Here is an 18,455-nt window from a genome sequence, read left to right on the forward strand (position 1 = left end):
TAACTGCCGGAAAACTACTTGACTGTGGCAGAAAATCAGCGCTCAATCTGTGCCATTTTACAGTACTCAATGCTGTGATCCGGTGTCATTGCCCGCCCAGCTAAAAAAATCCAATTATTCGCAAATGTTGGTCTAGCAAGGCTTGTGGTATGGGGGTGGCATTGATAAAGTTAGCTGATTTTTAATTCTTCTCTTCTGATTCCACAGAATACAGGCAAGTTACATGTTCAAAAAGCTGCGTGGCGTTTTTTCTAATGATCTTTCGATCGATCTGGGTACAGCCAACACACTTATATATGTTCGTAATGAAGGCATAGTACTGAATGAGCCCTCTGTGGTCGCCATCCGCGCCGAGCGTAATAGCTCCGGACAGAAGTCCGTTGCGGCCGTGGGGATGGAAGCAAAACAGATGCTGGGTAGAACGCCGGGGAATATCCAGGCTATTCGACCGATGAAAGATGGCGTGATTGCCGACTTCTATGTGACTGAAAAAATGCTGCAGCATTTTATCAAGCAGGTGCATAACAACAGTTTCTTCCGGCCGAGTCCGCGCGTGCTGGTGTGTGTGCCAGTAGGTGCCACTCAGGTTGAACGTCGCGCCATTAAAGAATCGGCGATGGGGGCAGGTGCTCGTGAAGTCTATCTGATTGAAGAGCCAATGGCGGCGGCAATCGGTGCCGGCTTGCCAGTGTCTGAAGCCACAGGTTCTATGGTGGTGGACATTGGTGGTGGTACCACTGAAGTGGCGATTATTTCGCTGAACGGCGTGGTGTACTCCTCTTCCGTGCGTATCGGCGGCGATAAATTTGATGAAGCCATTATCAATTATGTGCGCCGTAACTATGGCAGCCTAATTGGTGAAGCTACGGCTGAACGAATCAAACACACCATTGGCACGGCGTATCCTGGCGATGAAGTGCTGGAGATAGAAGTGCGTGGGCGCAATCTGGCGGAAGGGGTACCAAGAAGTTTTACCCTGAACAGCAATGAAATTCTCGAAGCCTTGCAAGAGCCGTTGTCAGGGATTGTCAGTGCGGTGATGGTGGCACTGGAACAGTCACCACCAGAATTGGCCTCTGATATCTCTGAACGTGGCATGGTGCTTACCGGTGGTGGTGCGCTGCTGCGCGATCTTGACCGCCTGTTGATGCAGGAAACCGGTATTCCGGTGATGCTAGCAGAAGATCCTCTCACCTGTGTTGCCCGTGGCGGCGGCAAGGCATTGGAGATGATCGATATGCACGGCGGTGACCTGTTCTCGGAAGAAACCTGATAGCAGGTAGTCAAGGCGGTGAATTCACCGCCTTGGTTTTATTATGAAACCTATTTTTGTTCGCGGTGTTTCCAACCAATTCCGTCTGACACTGGCAGTTATTCTGTCGGTGATCTTGATGCTGGCTAATAATCGGCTGGAGCCAGTACGGCAGTCACTGGCATCCTTGCTCAGCCCGATTCAATACCTGGCCAATGTGCCTGGACAACTGCTCGATTGGGGCTCAGAAAGCATCGCTACCCGTGAGATGCTGCAAAAGCAAAATCAGGAGCTATTGCGACAGCAACTGTTGATGAGCGAGCGCTTGCAGCGCTATGAACATCTGCGCCAGGAAAATGAACGGCTCAGAGCCTTGCTCGGTTCACCGGTGCATATGGATTCGCGCAAGATGGTCACTGAAGTGATGGAAGTGGCCTCCGATCCCTTTCATCAATACGTAGTGATCAATCACGGTAGCCGCGATGGCGTGTTTGTCGGGCAACCCGTTGTGGATGCCCAGGGCGTTGTCGGTCAGGTGGTACAGGTCAGTGAATTGACCGCCAGAGTGTTGCTGTTATCCGATCCTGAACAAGGGGTGCCCGTACGTATCACCCGTAATGATGTGCGGTTGATTGCTAACGGCACTGGTGAAGTGGATGAAATTGAAGTGCGCTATGTGCCCAAAAGCACCGATATCAAAGTGGGCGATTTGTTGGTGACGTCGGGTCTAGGTAACCGTTTCCCAGAAGGTTATCCGGTGGCTCGGGTTATCTCGATTACCAATGACGATGGTCAGAGTTATCTGAAAGTGATGGCACAGCCAATGGCAGCGTTGGATCGCATCCGTTATCTGTTACTGATTTGGCCAGAACAACAGCCAACACCTGCTACCGAGACCACTGCGCCGGCAACCCCAGATGATACCAGTAAGGGAGAAACCCCATGATGCTGCAAAATACCCGTGGCAGTCTGGTGGTATGGTTCTCCATGCTCCTCGGGTTGCTGTTTCAACTGATGCCAGTGCCAGAAATCGTCGATGCTTCTCGTCCAGACTGGTTGCTGTTGATCATGATTTATTGGGCGATGGCATTACCCCATCGTTATAACATCCTGACTGCTTGGGTGTTGGGCACGGTACTGGATGTGCTGCTAGGGAGTTATCTGGGCATTCGTTCGCTGACCTTCTCGCTCGTCATCTACATCATAGTGCTTAACTATCAGAAACTGCGTAATTTTCCCATATGGCAACAGGCGTTGATTATTGCCTTCTTGTTGTTGCTATATCATTTGATTATCTACTGGATGCAGTTCGTTATTTTCCACAGTGAGTTCCAAGTGCAGCAACTGTTGCCGGTGCTTTCTGGAATGGTGATCTGGCCGTGGATCTATTGGTTGTTGCGCCGTTTAAGGCGCCGTTACAAGGTTAGATAATGAAACAGTTGTTGTTGGCTTCAGCCTCTCCGCGCCGTCGTGAACTGTTAGCGCAACTGGGGTTGGGGATTGTGGATTTTTCCTTTGAAATCTTAGCCGCCGATATTGACGAAACTCAGCATCAGGGAGAAGACGCCGCGACTTATGTGAGTCGTCTCGCGCGTGAAAAAGCGGCCGCCGGCCACAGTCGCTGGCAGCATCCAGATGGGGTTGTACTGGGGGCTGATACCATAGTTGTGGTAGATGACACCCTTTTGGGTAAACCTGCTGATGCGGCGGCCGCACACACCATGTTGCAACAACTCAGTGGCCGCAGTCATAAGGTCATGACCGCAGTTGCGGTAACCGATGGCAAGCATTGCGAATCGGTATTAGTGAGCACTGACGTCACTTTCTGTTCCCTAAACACCGCGCAGATTGCGGCATATGTTGCCAGTGGGGAACCAATGGATAAAGCCGGTGCCTATGGTATACAGGGGCTTGGTGGCAGTTTCATCAGCCGGATCAACGGCAGTTACTCCGCGGTAGTCGGTCTGCCCTTGGTGGAAACCAGAATCCTGTTACAAAAGATGCTGCTGTTATAGGGCGGCATTGAGATAAAATCGCAATTTCTGGCAGATTTCCCCGCCTTCTGTGGATAAAATCATTCCATCGGCATTCATTAAAGGGTCTAACGTGAGACACAGCGGCACAGCAAATCACAGAATTCCCGGAAAACTGGGATCGGAACTGCTGATCAATGTGACACCGACAGAAGCCAGGGTGGCACTGGTAGAGCATGGTGTCCTGCAGGAAGTCCACATTGAACGTCGCATGAAGCGTGGTTTGGTGGGCAATATCTACAAGGGCAAAATCAGTCGGGTACTGCCGGGCATGCAGGCGGCATTTGTGGATATTGGCTTGGATAAAGCTGCCTTTTTGCACGCCTCAGACATCTTTCCCCATACCGAATGTGTGGCAGACGCCGAGAAAGGTAATTTTGTGGTACGCAATATTGCCGAGTTGGTGCGTCAGGGGCAGGACATCATGGTGCAGGTGGTCAAAGATCCTTTGGGCACCAAAGGTGCACGGTTAACCACAGATATTACCTTGCCGTCCCGTTACTTGGTGTTTATGCCTGACTCTAGCCATGTCGGGGTGTCACAGCGAATTGAATCTGAAGCAGAACGGGCGCGGCTGAAAGACATCACGTTGCCATTTGTGGATGATGATGGTGGCTTTATCATCCGTACTGCGGCCGAAGGTGTGGGCGCAGAAGAGTTAGCCCAAGATGCTGCATTTTTGCGGCGGGTGTGGGCTAAAGTCAGTGAGCGCCGCAAACGCCAAGGCGCAACGCTGTTATATCAAGACTTAGCGCTGCCGGTGCGGGTTGTTAGGGATTTTGTGGGGGTCGAACTGGATTCCATTCGCGTCGATTCGCAAAGCACCTATGAAGAACTGTTGCAGTTTGCGCAGGAGTTTATGCCAAATGTGGCGGCCAAGATTGAGCACTACACTGGGCCTGCTGCCATCTTTGATTTGTACGATGTGGAAAACGAGATCCAACGGGCGTTGGAGCGCAAAGTTGAGCTGAAATCCGGTGGCTATCTGATTATCGACCAGACTGAAGCCATGACCACTGTGGATATCAATACCGGTGGTTTTGTCGGGCACCGTAATCTGGAAGAAACCATCTTCAACACCAATCTGGAAGCTACACAGGCCATTGCTCGCCAACTGCGCTTGCGTAACCTCGGCGGGATCATCATCATCGACTTTATCGACATGCTGCAAGAGGAGCACAAACAGCGGGTTCTCAGCAGCTTAGCGTCAGCGCTCAGTGCCGATAGGGTGAAAACCAATATTTCCGGGTTTTCTGGCCTCGGCTTGGTAGAGATGACCCGCAAACGTACCCGTGAAAGTCTGGAACACGTGCTGTGTGGCGAATGTCCCGCCTGCCGTGGAACGGGAACGATGAAGACAGTGGAAACGGTTTCCTACGAAATTTTCCGGGAGATCATTCGCCTCAATCGTACTTATCAGGCTGACGAGTTTTTGATTTACTGTGCCCCCGCGGTCTATGAAGTGTTAGCGGCAGATGAGGCACATTCAGTCGCCGAACTGGAAGTCTATATCGGCAAACGGGTGCGCATTCAGTGTGAACCTATGTATGTGCAGAGCAAATACGACGTGGTGATGGTGTAGTGAATTTTCGCGTTAGCCCTTTTAAAATTGGCCGCTTCTGCTGGCAATTGCTAGCGGTATCACTGCTGCTGTTTGCTTTGCTGGTGAGTCTGATCCGTGGTTTATTGCCACAGTTGGATCAGGTGCGGCAGCAATTGACCAGTTACATCGAACAGCAATATGGGGTGCGAGTTGAAGTCGGGCAGTTATCTGCGCATTGGCAGGCATATGGGCCATCACTGACGGTGGAACGGCTGGTGTTGCCAAAGCAGGAACACTTGCCTATCACTCTAGTTGTGCAGAACGTGCAGGTAAAACTAGATTTCTGGGAAACCTTGCTGACCGCTAAACCCCAAGTCGAGAACGTCATTTTTAATGGGGTGCAGCTGGCGCTGGATCTCGATCAACTCAATGCTCCCAATCAAGCAGCGGCGGGTGATAACCATGCCAGCACCAACATGGACTGGTTGTATGCGTTGTTACTGGAACAATTGCAGCGCTTTTCCATTGGTGATGCCACGGTGCAACTGGTATCGCGTGATATTCATTACCGCCCAATCCATATCGGCAATCTGCGTTGGCTGAATCATGGCCATGAACATCAGGGCAGCGGTGCCCTGTATCTGGACGATTCTCAGCAGCTGCAACAGCATCTTACCCTGCGTATCGATCTGAGCGGGGATGGTTATACACCCGATAGCCTCAGTGGTCAGGCGTATGTACAGGCGCAGTCGCTGGATATTGGCCGCTGGGCTTCGGAACAGAGTAAAACCCAGCCAGCATTGGCTGATATTCCGCTGGAAGGCGTGGTAAATCTGCAAGGTTGGGTGGAGTTCGCGCACCGCTCCTTGCGTTCAGGCATGGTGCGCTTTAGCCCTTCATGGTTCCAGTGGTCACTGGGGAAACAGCAACAACGTTTTGCCATTGAGGGCGGCAGTATCAGTTGGCAGCCGCAGCCTGATGGTTGGCAGTTGCAGAGTCAAGATTTGCAGTTGCAATCTAATGGTCAACCGTGGCAACCGTTGCAGCTGCAACTACGCAAACAACAGCAGCTGTTCGGTACGATGAATAGTATTAAGCTCGAACAGTTAACACCGTTATTGCCGCTTATCCCAGGCATTGATCAGGCGCAGTTACAACAGTTGCTGGCGCTGCAACTACAAGGGAATTGGGGCCGCTGCAAGTTTATCGCGGAGCGGATAAGGACTGGCAGGCGGCGCTGCCGATTCATGCTCTGACATGGCGTGCCGCAGGTGATTTTCCCGGTACTACGGCTGTCGATTTGCGCTTAGGCTGGCGTGATGGTTATTTGAGTGCCAGCTTGCCAGCACAGCACTACCAAATTGATATTCCAAAAGAATTTAAATCACCATTGGCTTTTGATGGCTCGGCATTCTCTGTGGGGTTTGACAGCAAAGCCATGCAGTTGTTTGTGTCGGAGCTGCAAGCGAGCAACGACGATTTGCAGTTTGATGCTGCCTTACGGCTGGATTTACACGATGAACCGAGCATGGCGCTGGCGGCCGCCGTCCAGTTACACAATGCCAGCCATGCTGGCCGTTATTTCCCGCGGCGACAGATGGGGAAGATCTGAGTCAATATCTGGAACAGGCACTGAAAACTGGCCACAGTGACAATGCTGCCGTGGTGTGGCGCGGTCCATTGCATGACTTCCCTTTTGCCGAGCATAGCGGTGTGTTTCAGGCAGCATTCACTATGGACGATAGTCAGTTTGCTTTTCAACCTGACTGGCCAACAGTCAAAGGATTGAAGCTGGATGGGTTATTTGAAAATGCCCGGATGGAGCTGAAGTTGTTGGCGGGCAAACTGCTGAATGTGGATATCAGCGGCGCTAGCGTGGTGATCCCTAGCCTTGAACGTCATAGTCACTTGTTAGTGGATGCCGCTATTGCCGCCAAGGGCTGGGATATTGCCGCTGTGATGCAGCAGTCACCACTCAAAGAAAGCGTTGGTACTACGCTGGATACGGTAAAAATCCAGGATACCGTGGCGGGTAAGTTGCAGTTAGACATCCCGTTATATGCTGGTGAAGCCCCCGATATACAAGGAACGGTCAGCTTCCACGACACCCCTGTGTATATCCGCAAACCCGGGGTGAAACTCAACAAGGTTAATGGTACCGTCAGTTTTCATAATGAGGTGGTCACCGCGCAGGGCATCAGTGCCTTGCTGTATGGGCAACCCACCAGTATCGACTTCACGACCGGCGATCAGAATGACAAATTTGCCGTGAATCTGCATGCCAAGGGAAATTGGCAATTATCCCGTTTGCCCGAAGAACTGGACAATCCGCTGACCCCATTTTATCAAGGGAGCAGCAGTTGGGCGGGGGCGCTGCAACTGATTTTTGATGGCAGTGGTTACACGCTTCAGGCCAATGTGGATGCTGATCTAGCCAATACCGCGCTGTCATTGCCGGCTCCTTTTGCCAAGAGCAAAGGGCAACCGCTAGCGTTACAGGCCGAACTGCTGGGGGATGATCAACAAGCCTCTCTTGGTATCAAGGTGGGTGATAAAGCCGAGTTTTGGGGCGGGTTCGCGGCCGACTCGGGCGATCGTCTAAAACACTATGACCTATTACTCGGCCGATTATTCCGCAGTGGTGATCAACTGGTGAAAGACGGTGGGCAATTACGGCTGGATTTGGAGCATGCGGATTTTGCCCAGTGGTTGCCCGTCATTACCGCATTTACTGAGGCTGCGCCAGCCACCGCAAACGTTGCTAATCCGCCATCGCCCGCTCCGGTGCCAGCGGCGGCAGCGCAGAACGATACGCCAAACCCCGAGCAGCCTACGGTTGATAGCCATTTTTCCCGGCACTTAAAGGCATTCAGGCCAGGATTAATGATCTGTCCCTGCTAGGGCAGCGATTTACTCAGTTGCAGATGACCGCGCATCCAACCGGCCAGTCCTGGCAGTTTGAAGGGCTATCGCCAGAATTTTCCGGTAGCGTGGAAATCTTCCCTGACTGGTATCGACAAGGATTGAAACTTAAAGCCTCACGTTTGTACTTAAACCCGTTACAACCGCTGGGCAGTGCCGCCGATATCGCCGAGAGAGCGGCCACTCAGCAAGTGGATGATCTGCCACCGCTTGCCGTAGACGTCGATGATTTTCGCTTCCAAAACATTGCTATGGGTCATCTGATACTGCAAAGCGCACCGGCACTGCGCGGTTATCATATTCAGACCTTATCGGTCACCGCCCCGCAGGGCAAACTGGAAGGTCAAGGGGATTGGTTATCTACCGACGGTGCGAACCAGACCAAAGTCAGTTTCAATATCGACTCACCGGATTTTGAACAACTGGCACAACTGTTTGATGTGAATCCTGGCGTTAAGGAATCACCACTCAAGCTCAAGGCGACACTGGATTGGCGTGGCGCGCCGACAGCGTTTAATCTGCCTTCATTAAACGGTGATGTGCATTTTGAGTTAGGCAAGGGGCACATGGAGCAGATCAGTGACAAGGGCGCACGTATTTTCTCGTTGTTTAGCCTGGATTCACTGCTACGTAAATTGTCGCTAGATTTCTCTGATGTATTTGGTAAAGGTCTTTATTTCAATAGCTTTGGTGGCGATTTGCGTATCGATAACGGCATGGTAAAAACTACCAATACCGAAATGGATGCTATCGCGGGTAACATGAAGGTACGAGGTTATACTGACCTTAATACTGAGAGTCTCAACTACGATATCCGGTTTGCGCCTAAGTTGGCATCCAGTGTGCCAACCGTAGTGTTGCTGAGTACCAGTGCTTGGACTATGGGCATCGGGGCATTTGCTTTAACCAAAGTGTTAGAACCCATGATTGAGGTTATCTCTGAAATTCGTTTCCGCCTGACGGGTACCATGTCAGATCCTAAGCTCGAAGAGCTGGAGCGCAAGAGTAAAGAGATTGAAATTCCTAAAAGCGCTTTGCCAGTTAAGGAGCAACCCGTAGCCAATGACGCGGCTATCGAACCGTCAGCAGCTAATGCGACCTCGACTCAAGGGGCGGCAGTCAATGCTCAACAACACGAAGCTAGTGCTACACCCTCAAAAACCGCCGAACCGCCACAAAAGCCTACAGAGGAACCGGTAGATGCAGGTAAATCTTCTCCAGTGCCAGAGCAGCCGCAAGCCCGTAGAGAATCTGGCGTTTATCAACGCGCAGCTTGAACAGTTGCCTCGGCAACCGGACGAACCCCAACTGGTGGTGTTGCCTGAATGTGCCCTGTTGTTCGGTGGTCACGAAGGTGAACAGTTGGCGTATGCGGGTCACAGTGACGAGACACCACTGCAACAGCAGTTATCTATGATGGCCGCACAGCATCAAGTGTATCTGGCAGCGGGCACTATTCCGGTTGCCAGTGGTGATGGCCGGGTTTACAGCCGCACTTACCTGTTCAATGACCAAGGGCAAGTGTTGGGCGACTACGACAAATTGCATCTGTTTGACGTGGATGTCAGCGACAATACCGCTAATTACCGCGAAAGCGACACCTTCTGCCCCGGCAATCGCATCAGTGTGGTCGATACCCCGTTTGGCTGCATTGGTTTGTCGGTATGCTACGATCTGCGTTTTGCCGATCTGTACCGGGCATTGCGCCTAGCAGGTGCGCAGATCATACTGGTGCCTGGCGGCGTTTACCCGGGTTACCGGGGCGGCCCACTGGGAAGTGCTGTTGCGGGCACGGGCGATTGAAACCCAGTGTTATGTGTTGGCGGCCGCGCAGTGGGGCAGCCACAATCAGGGGGCCGGGAAACTTGGGGGCAGAGTATGATAGTTGACCCCTGGGGACGGATTATGGCGCAGTTACCAGCAGGCACCGGTTGGCTACAGGCGCGGCTCGATATGGATGAACTGCAAAAAATTCGCCAGCAGATGCCGGTGTCACAACACAATCGATTTTCGCCGCCGACATTATTGTCGTCAGCCAAATATTAATCAGTTATACGGGCCGTGGCCCATTGAGAGAGCATACATGTCATTGTTAACCCAAGTGGGACAAAGTTTGCTGCAGCAGGGACTGACACTGGAAGACCTGCACCGCTATCTTGAGCGGATCCATCGGCATCAAGTGGATTTCGCGGATCTTTATTTTCAAGGCAGCCGTCATGAGTCTTGGGTACTAGAAGATGGCATTATCAAAGAGGGCAGTTTCCACATCGAACGTGGGGTGGGCGTGCGCGCCATCACTGGTGAAAAAACCGGATTCGCTTATGCCGATGATATTTCGCCGGTAGCGCTGAATGCCTCGGTGGAGGCGGCTCGTGGTATTGCCCAAAGTGGTGACAAAGGCAAAGTTCATGCCTGGAAACGGCGCGGTGTAAAGTCGCTGTACCAGAGTGCCGATCCCATTGCGGCAATGACCGAAGCGCCGAAAATCCAGCTATTAAAACAGGCTGATGCCTATGTGCGCAGTCTCGACCCCAGAATTATCCAGGTGGTGATCAGCCTGTCAGGCGTTTATGAAGAGATCCTAGTCGCCGCCAGCGATGGCACCTTAGCGGCTGATATTAGGCCATTGGTGCGCTTTAATTGCTCGGTGATCTTGGAAGAAAATGGCCGTCGTGAACGCGGAGGTTCCGGTGGCGGTGGGCGTCACGATTACCATGCGCTGATGCTTGCTGGCGACGATGGTTTGCCAGTGTGCTTTGCCTTTGCTCGCGAAGCGGTACGCCAAGCACAGGTCAACCTTAATGCGGTAGATGCACCAGCAGGTGAAATGCCAGTAGTGCTTGGTCCTGGCTGGCCGGGAGTGTTGCTGCATGAAGCCGTGGGTCATGGCTTAGAAGGTGACTTTAACCGCAAAGGCAGCAGTGCTTTTAGTGGTCGCGTTGGTCAACAAGTGGCGTCACCGTTAGTGACAGTTGTGGATGATGGTACCATTGCCAATCGTCGCGGCTCGCTCACTATTGATGATGAAGGTACACCAACTCACCGTACCGTATTGATTGAAAACGGTATGCTTAAAGGTTACATGCAGGACAAACTCAACGCGCGGTTAATGGGGCAGCAACCGACCGGTAATGGTCGCCGTGAATCCTACGCCCATCTACCGATGCCGCGCATGACTAACACCTATATGTTGGCTGGCGAGTCAGATCCGGCAGACATCATTCGCTCAGTAGATAAGGGCATTTATGCGCCCAATTTTGGTGGCGGTCAGGTCGATATTACGTCCGGTAAGTTTGTGTTTTCTGCTTCAGAGGCATATCTCATCGAAAAAGGTGAAATCACTCAGGCCATTAAAGGCGCAACGCTGATTGGCAATGGCCCGGAAACCATGGGACAAATCGCCATGGTGGGTAATGATCTATCGCTGGATCAAGGCGTTGGCGTTTGTGGTAAAGATGGGCAGAGTGTGCCTGTGGGCGTTGGTCAGCCAACCTTGAAAATAGCACGGCTTACCGTTGGCGGTACTGCCTGATCTGGAGGCTTTTGCGCCAGTAGTAAGGCAAAAGCTTAAATGTTATCATTCAACAAGGAATTAGAGTTTTTACTCTAGAGGTGTGAATGAAAAGACTGCGATTCGTCTGGTTGCTATTGTGGCCACTGGCGCTACCCTCCGTTTTTGCTGAAGATTTCAGCTTTGACAGGGCTTGGCAGCGACTGCTTAATGTCAGTGATAAACTTGCCGCTGATAACCAGCAACTGCATCGGGCCGAGGCTGAACGAGACGCCGCCAAAGATTTATATCTGCCATCCCTCAGCATCAACGGCAGCTACACCCGCATGGAACAGCCGTTGGAGCTGGATCTGCGTAAACTCAATCCTCTGGCATCGCTGGATGTGGCTACCTTACCCGCCGAATATGCGGCGCTTCTCAGCGCCATTCCCGGCTCTATGTTTGTTACACCGTTTACTGAACAGGATATCTTCAGTGCCAGTTTGCAGGCGATGTGGCCCATCTATACTGGTGGACAGATCACCGCCGCGCAAGGGATCCAAAAAGCTAAAGTTGCAGAAGAACAGCAGCAGCATGAACTGAGTCGCCGCGAGTTATTTACCACACTGGTCGACCGATATTACGCCGTGAGCGTGACCGCAGCCCTAGTGCAGACCCAGCAACAACTGGTGGATTCTTTACAGCGGCACTATCAACATGCATTAAAGCTGGAACAACAAGGCCAGATTGCCAAAGTGGAGCGCCTGAATGCGCGGGTGGCACTGGACGATGCCGCCGTTACCCTTGGCAGTGCCAAACGCCAATATGAGATGGCACATATTGCCCTGTCGCGGTTGTTACATGATGCCGATGCCAGTATCAGCTCGCCCATGTTTGTGCTGCAAAATCCGCTTTCTCTGCCCCAATTGACCGAGCTGACACTGAAGCAGCATCCGGCGCTGAAATTGCTCAACGCTAAAGAACAGCAAGCGAAGGGACTGATAGACCTAGAAAACGGTAAGTATCTGCCCACCGTTTACCTCTACGGCAATTACACCCTTTATGAAGACGATTCACTGCTATCGCAGATGACGCCAGACTGGATGGTCGGCGTGGGGGTTAAAGTGCCACTGCTCACTCGCGATGGCCGCAGCGGCAAGGTACAGGCCGCCAAGAGCGCTTTGCTGCAAGCGCGTTATACCAAAGCACAAACCACTCAAGATTTGAGTCTGCTGGTGGATCAGAGTTATCGGCAGATGCTACAGGCACAGGAAGAGATCACCGCGCTCGAAAGTTCCAAAGCACTGGCGGAAGAGAACCTCAAACTGCGAGAACTCGCTTTCAGTCAGGGATTATCCACTTCGCTGGAGCGGGTCGATGCAGAAATCAAACTCAGCGCCGTGAAAACCAAGGAGCTGGCAGCGCATTATCGTTATCTGCAGGCTTATGCTCGCTTGATGGCGGTCAGTGGACAACTGGATGAATTTATCGGACACAGTAAGCAGCAGGAGACAGGTCATGCGGGTTAATCCATTACTGGCAACAGTGACACTGGCGGCAGTGGCAGCCGCACTGATTTATGGACTGATCCTCGCTTACAGCCCTAAGCCACAGCTGTTACAAGGACAAATCGAAGCGCGCGAATACAATGTTTCCTCAAAAGTGGCCGGGCGGGTAGAGCAGGTGCTGGTACGTAAAGGCGATGATGTCGCGGCTGGCGATCTGCTGTTCGCCATCGACAGTCCAGAACTTAACGCCAAGCTGGCACAAGCCAGTGGTGCCTTGGATGCTGCCAAAGCCATGCAGCAAGAAGCCGACAATGGCGCGCGTAAGCAACAGATTGCCGCCGCTAGGGAACAGTGGCTGAAAGCCAAAGCGGCCAGTGAATTAGCAAAAACGACGTATGATCGCGTTGAAAACCTGTTCAGCGACGGCGTGTTGGCTAGACAAAAACGTGATGAAGCCTTTACGCAGTGGCAAGCGGCCAAATACACCGAGCAGGCGGCCAAAGCCATGTACGATATGGCGGCAGAAGGCGCCCGTGATGAGCAAAAAGCCGCTGCGGCGGGGAATGCCAAACGGGCGGCAGGTGCCGTGCAGGAGGTTAACGCGGTACTGGCCGACAGCCAGATGAAGGCGCCTAAATCGGGAGAAATTACCGATGTGCTGCTGCAACCCGGTGAACTGGCTCCGACAGGCTTTCCAGTGGTAACGCTGGTAGATATGAGTGACAGTTGGGCGGTGTTTCAGGTGCGGGAAGACCAGTTAGCACAGTTTCATAAAGGCGATAAAAAGCGTTTGAAAATTCCAGCACTGGGTAAGGACTACGAATATCAGGTGAGCTATATCAGTGTGTTGGGCGATTTTGCCACCTGGCGTGCCACCGAAAGCGGTCACGATTTTGATATGCGTACCTTTGAAGTAGAACTGCGTCCTACTCAGCCGATCGCCGATCTGCGCGTTGGAATGTCAGTACTGCTGGCCGGAGATAAATAATGTGGCAGTTGCTGCAACGGGAATTTCATGCCTTGCAGCGTGATGGCTGGCAGTTGGCCTTAATAAGTTATGTGCCAGTGCTGGGTTTTCTGTTTCTCTGGTGGTTGTTTTCTGCGGCGTTGCCACAACAACTGCCGGTTGCCCTGGTGGATGAAGATCACTCCAGTGTCAGCCGCGAGTTGGGTCGTTACATCGATGCCAATTCGGTCGCCGAACCGATAGCCTATACCGATATTCAACAAGCCGTGGCAGCCATGCGCAGTGGTGAAGTATTTGCCGTGGTGCGCTTACCCTATGCGTTAAAACAAGATTTATTGACCGGGCACAAACCCACTATCGACTTGCGTTACAACGGCCAGTTTTTGCTAGTGGGTAAGTTGTTATCCAGCCAGTTGCAGTTAACGCTGGCGGACGGGTTGCAGCAGATTGCCAGAGCGAAACAACTGGCGGCGGGGGTGAACCCGGCTCAGGTCGATGTGCGGCTGACTCCCGTCGCGGCTCAGAGTACCGCACTGTTCAACCGTAATATGAATTATGTGGGATTTCTGGTGCCACCAATGCTGATTGCTCTGTGGCAACTGGTGGCTATGCTTTGTTACGCCAATAGTCTTAGCCGGGAGCTGCGCGAGCAATCGCTGGCGCACTGTTATCAGCTTGGCATAGTGCGGGTACTGGCAGCAAAATTCCTATTTTATACACCGTTAATACTGTTACACGGCATGTTGCTGTTGGTGATGATGTACGGTTATCTCGGCTTGCCTATGGCCGGCAACCTGCTGTGGTTGCTCCCCGCGCAACTGATCATGCTCGTTGCCGTTTGGCTCTGGGTGCAGGCAATGTTCTTCGTGATGGCGGATAGTGCCCGCATCATCAGCATGTGTACCGGATTGTTTGCTCCGGCATTCGCCTTTATGGGCATTACCTTTCCAACATCGAATATGCCACTGGTTGCCCAGTGGTGGCGTGCACTAATTCCTTCCAGCCACTATATTGAGACCCATGTTGCGATAGTCAGTCATGGGCAGGGGCTGCTCACTGTACTGCAGCAAAGCACTAGCTACCTTGGTTTTTTGCTGTTATTGCTGCCCGCTTGGTATTTTGCGCGGCGTTATGGCCGGGCACTGTACCCTGAGCGCCAAGCCTCGGGAGCACTGCTATGAGTTGGTGGCGCTGGATATGGCTCGATCTCTTGTCGGTGGTGAAAGACCGCGCAATCGCCTTGACCTTGTTTGGCGGCATTAGTTTTTACGCCATTTTGTATCCCTCGCCTTATCTGAATAATGTGCCAACGGCTCAGGCGCTGGTCGTCGTAGATTTGGATCATTCGGCGTTATCGCGGCAGATGATCCGCCACGCAGATGCCAATCCTGGCATCTCAGTCAAGGGTTATGCTGCTTCTACTGATGAGGCGCGCCAGTGGCTGATCGATGGTCGAGCCAGCAGTATGCTGGTGATCCCAGAAGACTTTCGCCATAAGTTACTGCGTGGCAAACAAGTCACGCTGGGTTATGGCGGCGATGCCAGTTACTTTCTGATCTATTCGGCAGTGGTACAGGGGCTGACTCAGGCCGGACTCGATATCGGCCATCAAGTGCAGTTGCGTGGCCTGTTGGCTCAAGGGACTAACCCCACTAAAGCTGAAAAGAGCCTGGATGCCATCTCATTGAACGCGGTGTCGGTATTTAACAAAGGATTAGGCTATCCGGCGTATGTTATCCCTGGGCTGTTTTTACTGATCCTGCATCAGACGTTGTTGATTGGTACCGGGATTTTAGGGGCAGGACAGTGGCGGCAGCACGGTTACTGGCACCAGCTAAGTCCGCTGGCCATTGTGTTATGCCGCATCGGTACGTTTACGCTGTTGTATTGCTTTTTCAGTGCCTTTTATATCGGCTGGTGTTATTACCTGTATGGTGTCGGTTTGCTCGCCTCGCTCGGCCAAGTGTTGCTGCTGATGCTGCCATTTTTGCTGGCAACCGCCTGTTGTGGGGTGGCCTTCAGTACCTTGTTTAATCGCCGCGATCTACCAACGCAGGTGTTGCTGTTATCTTCCATGCCGATTCTGTTTGTCAGCGGCTTTGTCTGGCCATTGACGCTTATTCCGCAACCATTGGTGTGGTTATCACAACTGGTGCCGGCTGTGCCGGGTATTATGGGCATGCTACAACTGAATCAGTTAGGGGCTGATTGGAGTCAGCTCTTGCCGCGTTGGTTGCAATTGTGGGGCTTATTAGCGTTATATCTGCCGCTCGCTTGGTGGGGCGTGCATCGCCGCTGCAAACAGTTAGCACTAACGGCAGCATGATGTAATTTATCTCTTCAATAAAACGGTTAAGCCGCGGCAATAAAAAAGCGAGTGATGACACCCGCTTATTGTGATTGTCTCAGTGCAACTATTCAGATTTTTCTGTTTTGGTCTTGGTGGCCGCATAATTATTGAGACTGACGATTTTGGTTTTACTTACACGGTGACGATAAATCTCCCTTAAGTACTTAATGGCATTTTTCACCGAATCTCTATTAAGACGAATGTCATTGATAGAGATAAACTTATTGGCGTCACGGATCAGCTCCCGGTATTTCTTTTCGTACATCGGCTTTATCGCGTGCCAGTTGGTATCAAGGATTTTCGCGGGATTTTCAAACTCATCTAACATCTCATCGAGACATTTATCGTCGAATTCGGGTTGACGGATACACTCTAACACCGCCTCTTCCAACATATCGCCATAGCGATACTCTGCTCGTGCAAAACAGCGTTTGATATAGGCCACAATCAAGGTTAGGAAGTCATCACTCATACACGGACTCTTGGCAATCAGCGTAGTCAATGACAGGTTGGCCGAAGCGCCAATGACGAGTGCATAACGTTTAAGGGTGGTATTAGGAAACAGATTATTAAGATGGGTTTTGAGTTTATTTAAATCCACATAAGAGAGTTTGTAGTCCTTAGGTAGGGACACAATACATACCACTGAGGAGCAGCTATTGAAAAAACACAGGTTTTTTAGGTGATCAGCGTTGAAACCTGACTCACGGTATTTGGTCAACGCTTCACGATATTGAGTTGCCGCTATTGGCAGCAGGCTGATCCCTTCGATGGCCTGGGTCTTATTATTAAAATGAGGTAAATCGATTGAGCGGCAGAACAGATCGTCAATATCCAATCTCGATTTATCATTTTCAAATAGCCGTCGCCCTTCTGCCATGGTGGAGTTGTCAGGCACGACAGATTCTGCATAAGCCGTGGCGACAGGTCCGGCCAGACTCATGAATAGATCATTGGCATCTAAGCGGATGGTTTCACCAATGTTGATGCCCGCACGGCGGAAGTAATTTTCGTCATAATCCGAGGTGACCGCCTGCGCACTGAGGATGTTGAAAATCTGCTGGCTGATATATTGATTGGCATATTTCTCCATTGAGTTGACATCAATATAGCGGCTGTTGTCTTCATTACTTTGCTCGGCATAACTCATGATATCGTTAGATATCAACATCATGGCATTCCATGGCCGGACGCGTTGTGTCACGTCGTAGCTCTCATCATTAATGTTTTCGGGGTTATAAGAGAAATTCCACTCTTCAGCCAGGTATTTGCATAACAGGCGTCCAGCATTGATATGCAGCGCTTCAGACATATCGGGTGAGGCGGAAATCGTTGGCAAAATACAAATACCACTGGTAAAGATTGGCTCGAAAACAAATGACTGATTCTGTCCATCCACATCTGACTCTGGACGTATATCAAAGGTTTTGCGGATATAAGAGCTTTGCTGTGCCAGTCCAAATTCCGATGCCATCCCAGAACCTGTACCACCTCCGGCACTGAAAATATAAAAATACAACCGTGATTGGTTAGCGCGAATACCGCAGGAATCCACTAAGTAGGAATGTATAAAAGGCCAATCCGCGTTGCTAAAGTGCTCGGTATCTTTATTCAGAATAATCTTGGCGAGATATTGCCCAAGAATGGGCGCATTACCGGCACCGCCTGCATGCACTTCACTGAAGTTCATGATTTTGAGTTTATGGTAGTCCTCAAGTAATTGGCCCCGGCCATTAGAGGAATAACGAACTCGTCCTTCAATATCTTTATCTAAATCGCCCAACATCACTAACGGTTCAATCAGAAATACTGGTTTGGCTCCTGTGCCATGAAGTTTTAAACCCCGTTGCAGCCAGCCACCCCCGAAGATTTCGCCTTGCCCGCCTTTTTGGCGTTCGCTTCTTCGGTTTTGAGAAACTCGTTGAGATAGAAATTACGGGCGCCATGCACCAGTAAGGCTACGTCAGTGGCGATATTGGAGCCACAACGGCCAAGACCAATAAGACAGATAGATGGAAACCCATGCATTTGGCTTTGTCTTTCCACATTGCCATCGAGTTGCGGGGAGATTTGTGCCTGAAACTGTTTCAGGTTTTGCAGAATACGGGAAATGTCTGGTTGGGTGTAATAGAAATCAAAGTCAAAATCGGTTGGTGTGTGGGTATGCGTTGGTACATTATCCGTGACCGGCGTTGCTAATGTACAAGTGTCAGCGTCCACACTGCTTGCTGGTTGTTCCTCAACGCGCCGACTAAGCGCAGCAGATGTTGTGGTTTGGATCTTAGCTACAGGTTTGGTATCAGAGTTATTTTGACGCACAGTAAGACCCCTCTTCAGATAGAATCATTGGCTAATCAATACATACTGCTTGGTAGCTAACAAAAAGAAAG

Annotated in this window: 13 protein-coding genes and 2 pseudogenes; 13 read left to right on the forward strand and 2 right to left on the reverse strand. The window is 51.4% G+C overall.

All coding sequences use genetic code 11. The features are described from left to right. Positions 1 to 223 precede the first annotated feature (223 nt). The 13 genes and pseudogenes from KHX94_RS11180 to KHX94_RS11235 all read left to right on the forward strand — a co-directional run bounded on the left by KHX94_RS11180 (position 224) and on the right by KHX94_RS11235 (position 16,041). Positions 224 to 1,273, forward strand: coding sequence for a rod shape-determining protein (locus tag KHX94_RS11180; RefSeq protein ID WP_133038463.1), 1,050 nt, complete (start codon positions 224 to 226; stop codon positions 1,271 to 1,273). A gap of 43 nt (positions 1,274 to 1,316) precedes the next feature. After that, a complete protein-coding gene (gene mreC, locus KHX94_RS11185; RefSeq protein ID WP_213680698.1) occupies positions 1,317 to 2,198 on the forward strand; it encodes a rod shape-determining protein MreC in 882 nt (293 codons plus the stop codon). Then, positions 2,195 to 2,683, forward strand: coding sequence for a rod shape-determining protein MreD (mreD, locus tag KHX94_RS11190; protein WP_213680699.1), 489 nt, complete (start codon positions 2,195 to 2,197; stop codon positions 2,681 to 2,683). The genes mreC and mreD overlap by 4 nt, the downstream gene beginning before the upstream one ends. After that, positions 2,683 to 3,267 (forward strand): Maf family protein, encoded by a 585-nt coding sequence (locus tag KHX94_RS11195; protein WP_213680700.1) that lies wholly within the window; start codon positions 2,683 to 2,685, stop codon positions 3,265 to 3,267. The genes mreD and KHX94_RS11195 overlap by 1 nt, the downstream gene beginning before the upstream one ends. A gap of 133 nt (positions 3,268 to 3,400) precedes the next feature. Next, positions 3,401 to 4,867: a ribonuclease G gene (gene rng / locus KHX94_RS11200; protein ID WP_213683417.1), complete on the forward strand. Its 1,467-nt coding sequence runs from the start codon at positions 3,401 to 3,403 to the stop codon at positions 4,865 to 4,867. A gap of 83 nt (positions 4,868 to 4,950) precedes the next feature. Next, positions 4,951 to 7,729 (forward strand): annotated as a pseudogene (locus KHX94_RS22025) (YhdP family protein). Then, entirely contained in the window at positions 7,723 to 9,027 is a 1,305-nt protein-coding gene (locus KHX94_RS20490) for a YhdP family phospholipid transporter (protein WP_483315920.1), read from the forward strand. The pseudogene KHX94_RS22025 and the gene KHX94_RS20490 overlap by 7 nt, the downstream one beginning before the upstream one ends. Beyond that, positions 8,951 to 9,796, forward strand: a pseudogene (locus tag KHX94_RS11210) (carbon-nitrogen hydrolase family protein). The gene KHX94_RS20490 and the pseudogene KHX94_RS11210 overlap by 77 nt, the downstream one beginning before the upstream one ends. Before the next feature lie 37 nt (positions 9,797 to 9,833). After that, complete coding sequence (gene tldD, locus KHX94_RS11215; protein WP_213680701.1) at positions 9,834 to 11,282, forward strand: metalloprotease TldD; 1,449 nt, start codon at positions 9,834 to 9,836, stop codon at positions 11,280 to 11,282. A gap of 86 nt (positions 11,283 to 11,368) precedes the next feature. Further along, the gene (locus tag KHX94_RS11220) at positions 11,369 to 12,769 is read left to right on the forward strand and encodes a TolC family protein (RefSeq protein ID WP_213680702.1); all 1,401 of its coding nucleotides are present in this window, start codon (positions 11,369 to 11,371) and stop codon (positions 12,767 to 12,769) included. After that, positions 12,759 to 13,736, forward strand: a complete 978-nt coding sequence (locus KHX94_RS11225; RefSeq protein WP_213680703.1) for an HlyD family secretion protein — start codon at positions 12,759 to 12,761, stop codon at positions 13,734 to 13,736. The genes KHX94_RS11220 and KHX94_RS11225 overlap by 11 nt, the downstream gene beginning before the upstream one ends. After that, on the forward strand, positions 13,736 to 14,896 hold the full coding sequence (locus KHX94_RS11230) for an ABC transporter permease (protein WP_213680704.1): 1,161 nt from the start codon (positions 13,736 to 13,738) through the stop codon (positions 14,894 to 14,896). Before KHX94_RS11225 ends, KHX94_RS11230 begins: the two co-directional genes overlap by 1 nt. Next, entirely contained in the window at positions 14,893 to 16,041 is a 1,149-nt protein-coding gene (locus tag KHX94_RS11235) for an ABC transporter permease (protein ID WP_213680705.1), read from the forward strand. Before KHX94_RS11230 ends, KHX94_RS11235 begins: the two co-directional genes overlap by 4 nt. A gap of 88 nt (positions 16,042 to 16,129) precedes the next feature. Here the strand turns inward: KHX94_RS11235 and KHX94_RS11240 are convergent, their stop codons facing one another. Both KHX94_RS11240 and KHX94_RS11245 read right to left on the reverse strand, forming a co-directional pair. Further along, positions 16,130 to 17,851, reverse strand: coding sequence for a hypothetical protein (locus tag KHX94_RS11240; RefSeq protein WP_213680706.1), 1,722 nt, complete (start codon positions 17,849 to 17,851; stop codon positions 16,130 to 16,132). Between the two features lie 50 nt (positions 17,852 to 17,901). Then, complete coding sequence (locus KHX94_RS11245) at positions 17,902 to 18,384, reverse strand: hypothetical protein (RefSeq protein WP_213680707.1); 483 nt, start codon at positions 18,382 to 18,384, stop codon at positions 17,902 to 17,904. Positions 18,385 to 18,455: the final 71 nt, after the last annotated feature.

The sequence above is a fragment of the Shewanella dokdonensis genome (assembly GCF_018394335.1).
GTDB lineage: Bacteria > Pseudomonadota > Gammaproteobacteria > Enterobacterales > Shewanellaceae > Shewanella > Shewanella dokdonensis.

Coding starts and splice junctions, on each gene's coding strand:
- KHX94_RS11180 (WP_133038463.1), top strand. CDS start 224: ATGTTCAAAAAGCTGCGTGGCGTTTTTTCTAATGATCTTTCGATCGAT.
- mreC (WP_213680698.1), top strand. CDS start 1,317: ATGAAACCTATTTTTGTTCGCGGTGTTTCCAACCAATTCCGTCTGACA.
- mreD (WP_213680699.1), top strand. CDS start 2,195: ATGATGCTGCAAAATACCCGTGGCAGTCTGGTGGTATGGTTCTCCATG.
- KHX94_RS11195 (WP_213680700.1), top strand. CDS start 2,683: ATGAAACAGTTGTTGTTGGCTTCAGCCTCTCCGCGCCGTCGTGAACTG.
- tldD (WP_213680701.1), top strand. CDS start 9,834: ATGTCATTGTTAACCCAAGTGGGACAAAGTTTGCTGCAGCAGGGACTG.
- KHX94_RS11220 (WP_213680702.1), top strand. CDS start 11,369: ATGAAAAGACTGCGATTCGTCTGGTTGCTATTGTGGCCACTGGCGCTA.
- KHX94_RS11225 (WP_213680703.1), top strand. CDS start 12,759: ATGCGGGTTAATCCATTACTGGCAACAGTGACACTGGCGGCAGTGGCA.
- KHX94_RS11230 (WP_213680704.1), top strand. CDS start 13,736: ATGTGGCAGTTGCTGCAACGGGAATTTCATGCCTTGCAGCGTGATGGC.
- KHX94_RS11235 (WP_213680705.1), top strand. CDS start 14,893: ATGAGTTGGTGGCGCTGGATATGGCTCGATCTCTTGTCGGTGGTGAAA.
- KHX94_RS11240 (WP_213680706.1), bottom strand. CDS start 17,851: ATGTTGGGCGATTTAGATAAAGATATTGAAGGACGAGTTCGTTATTCC.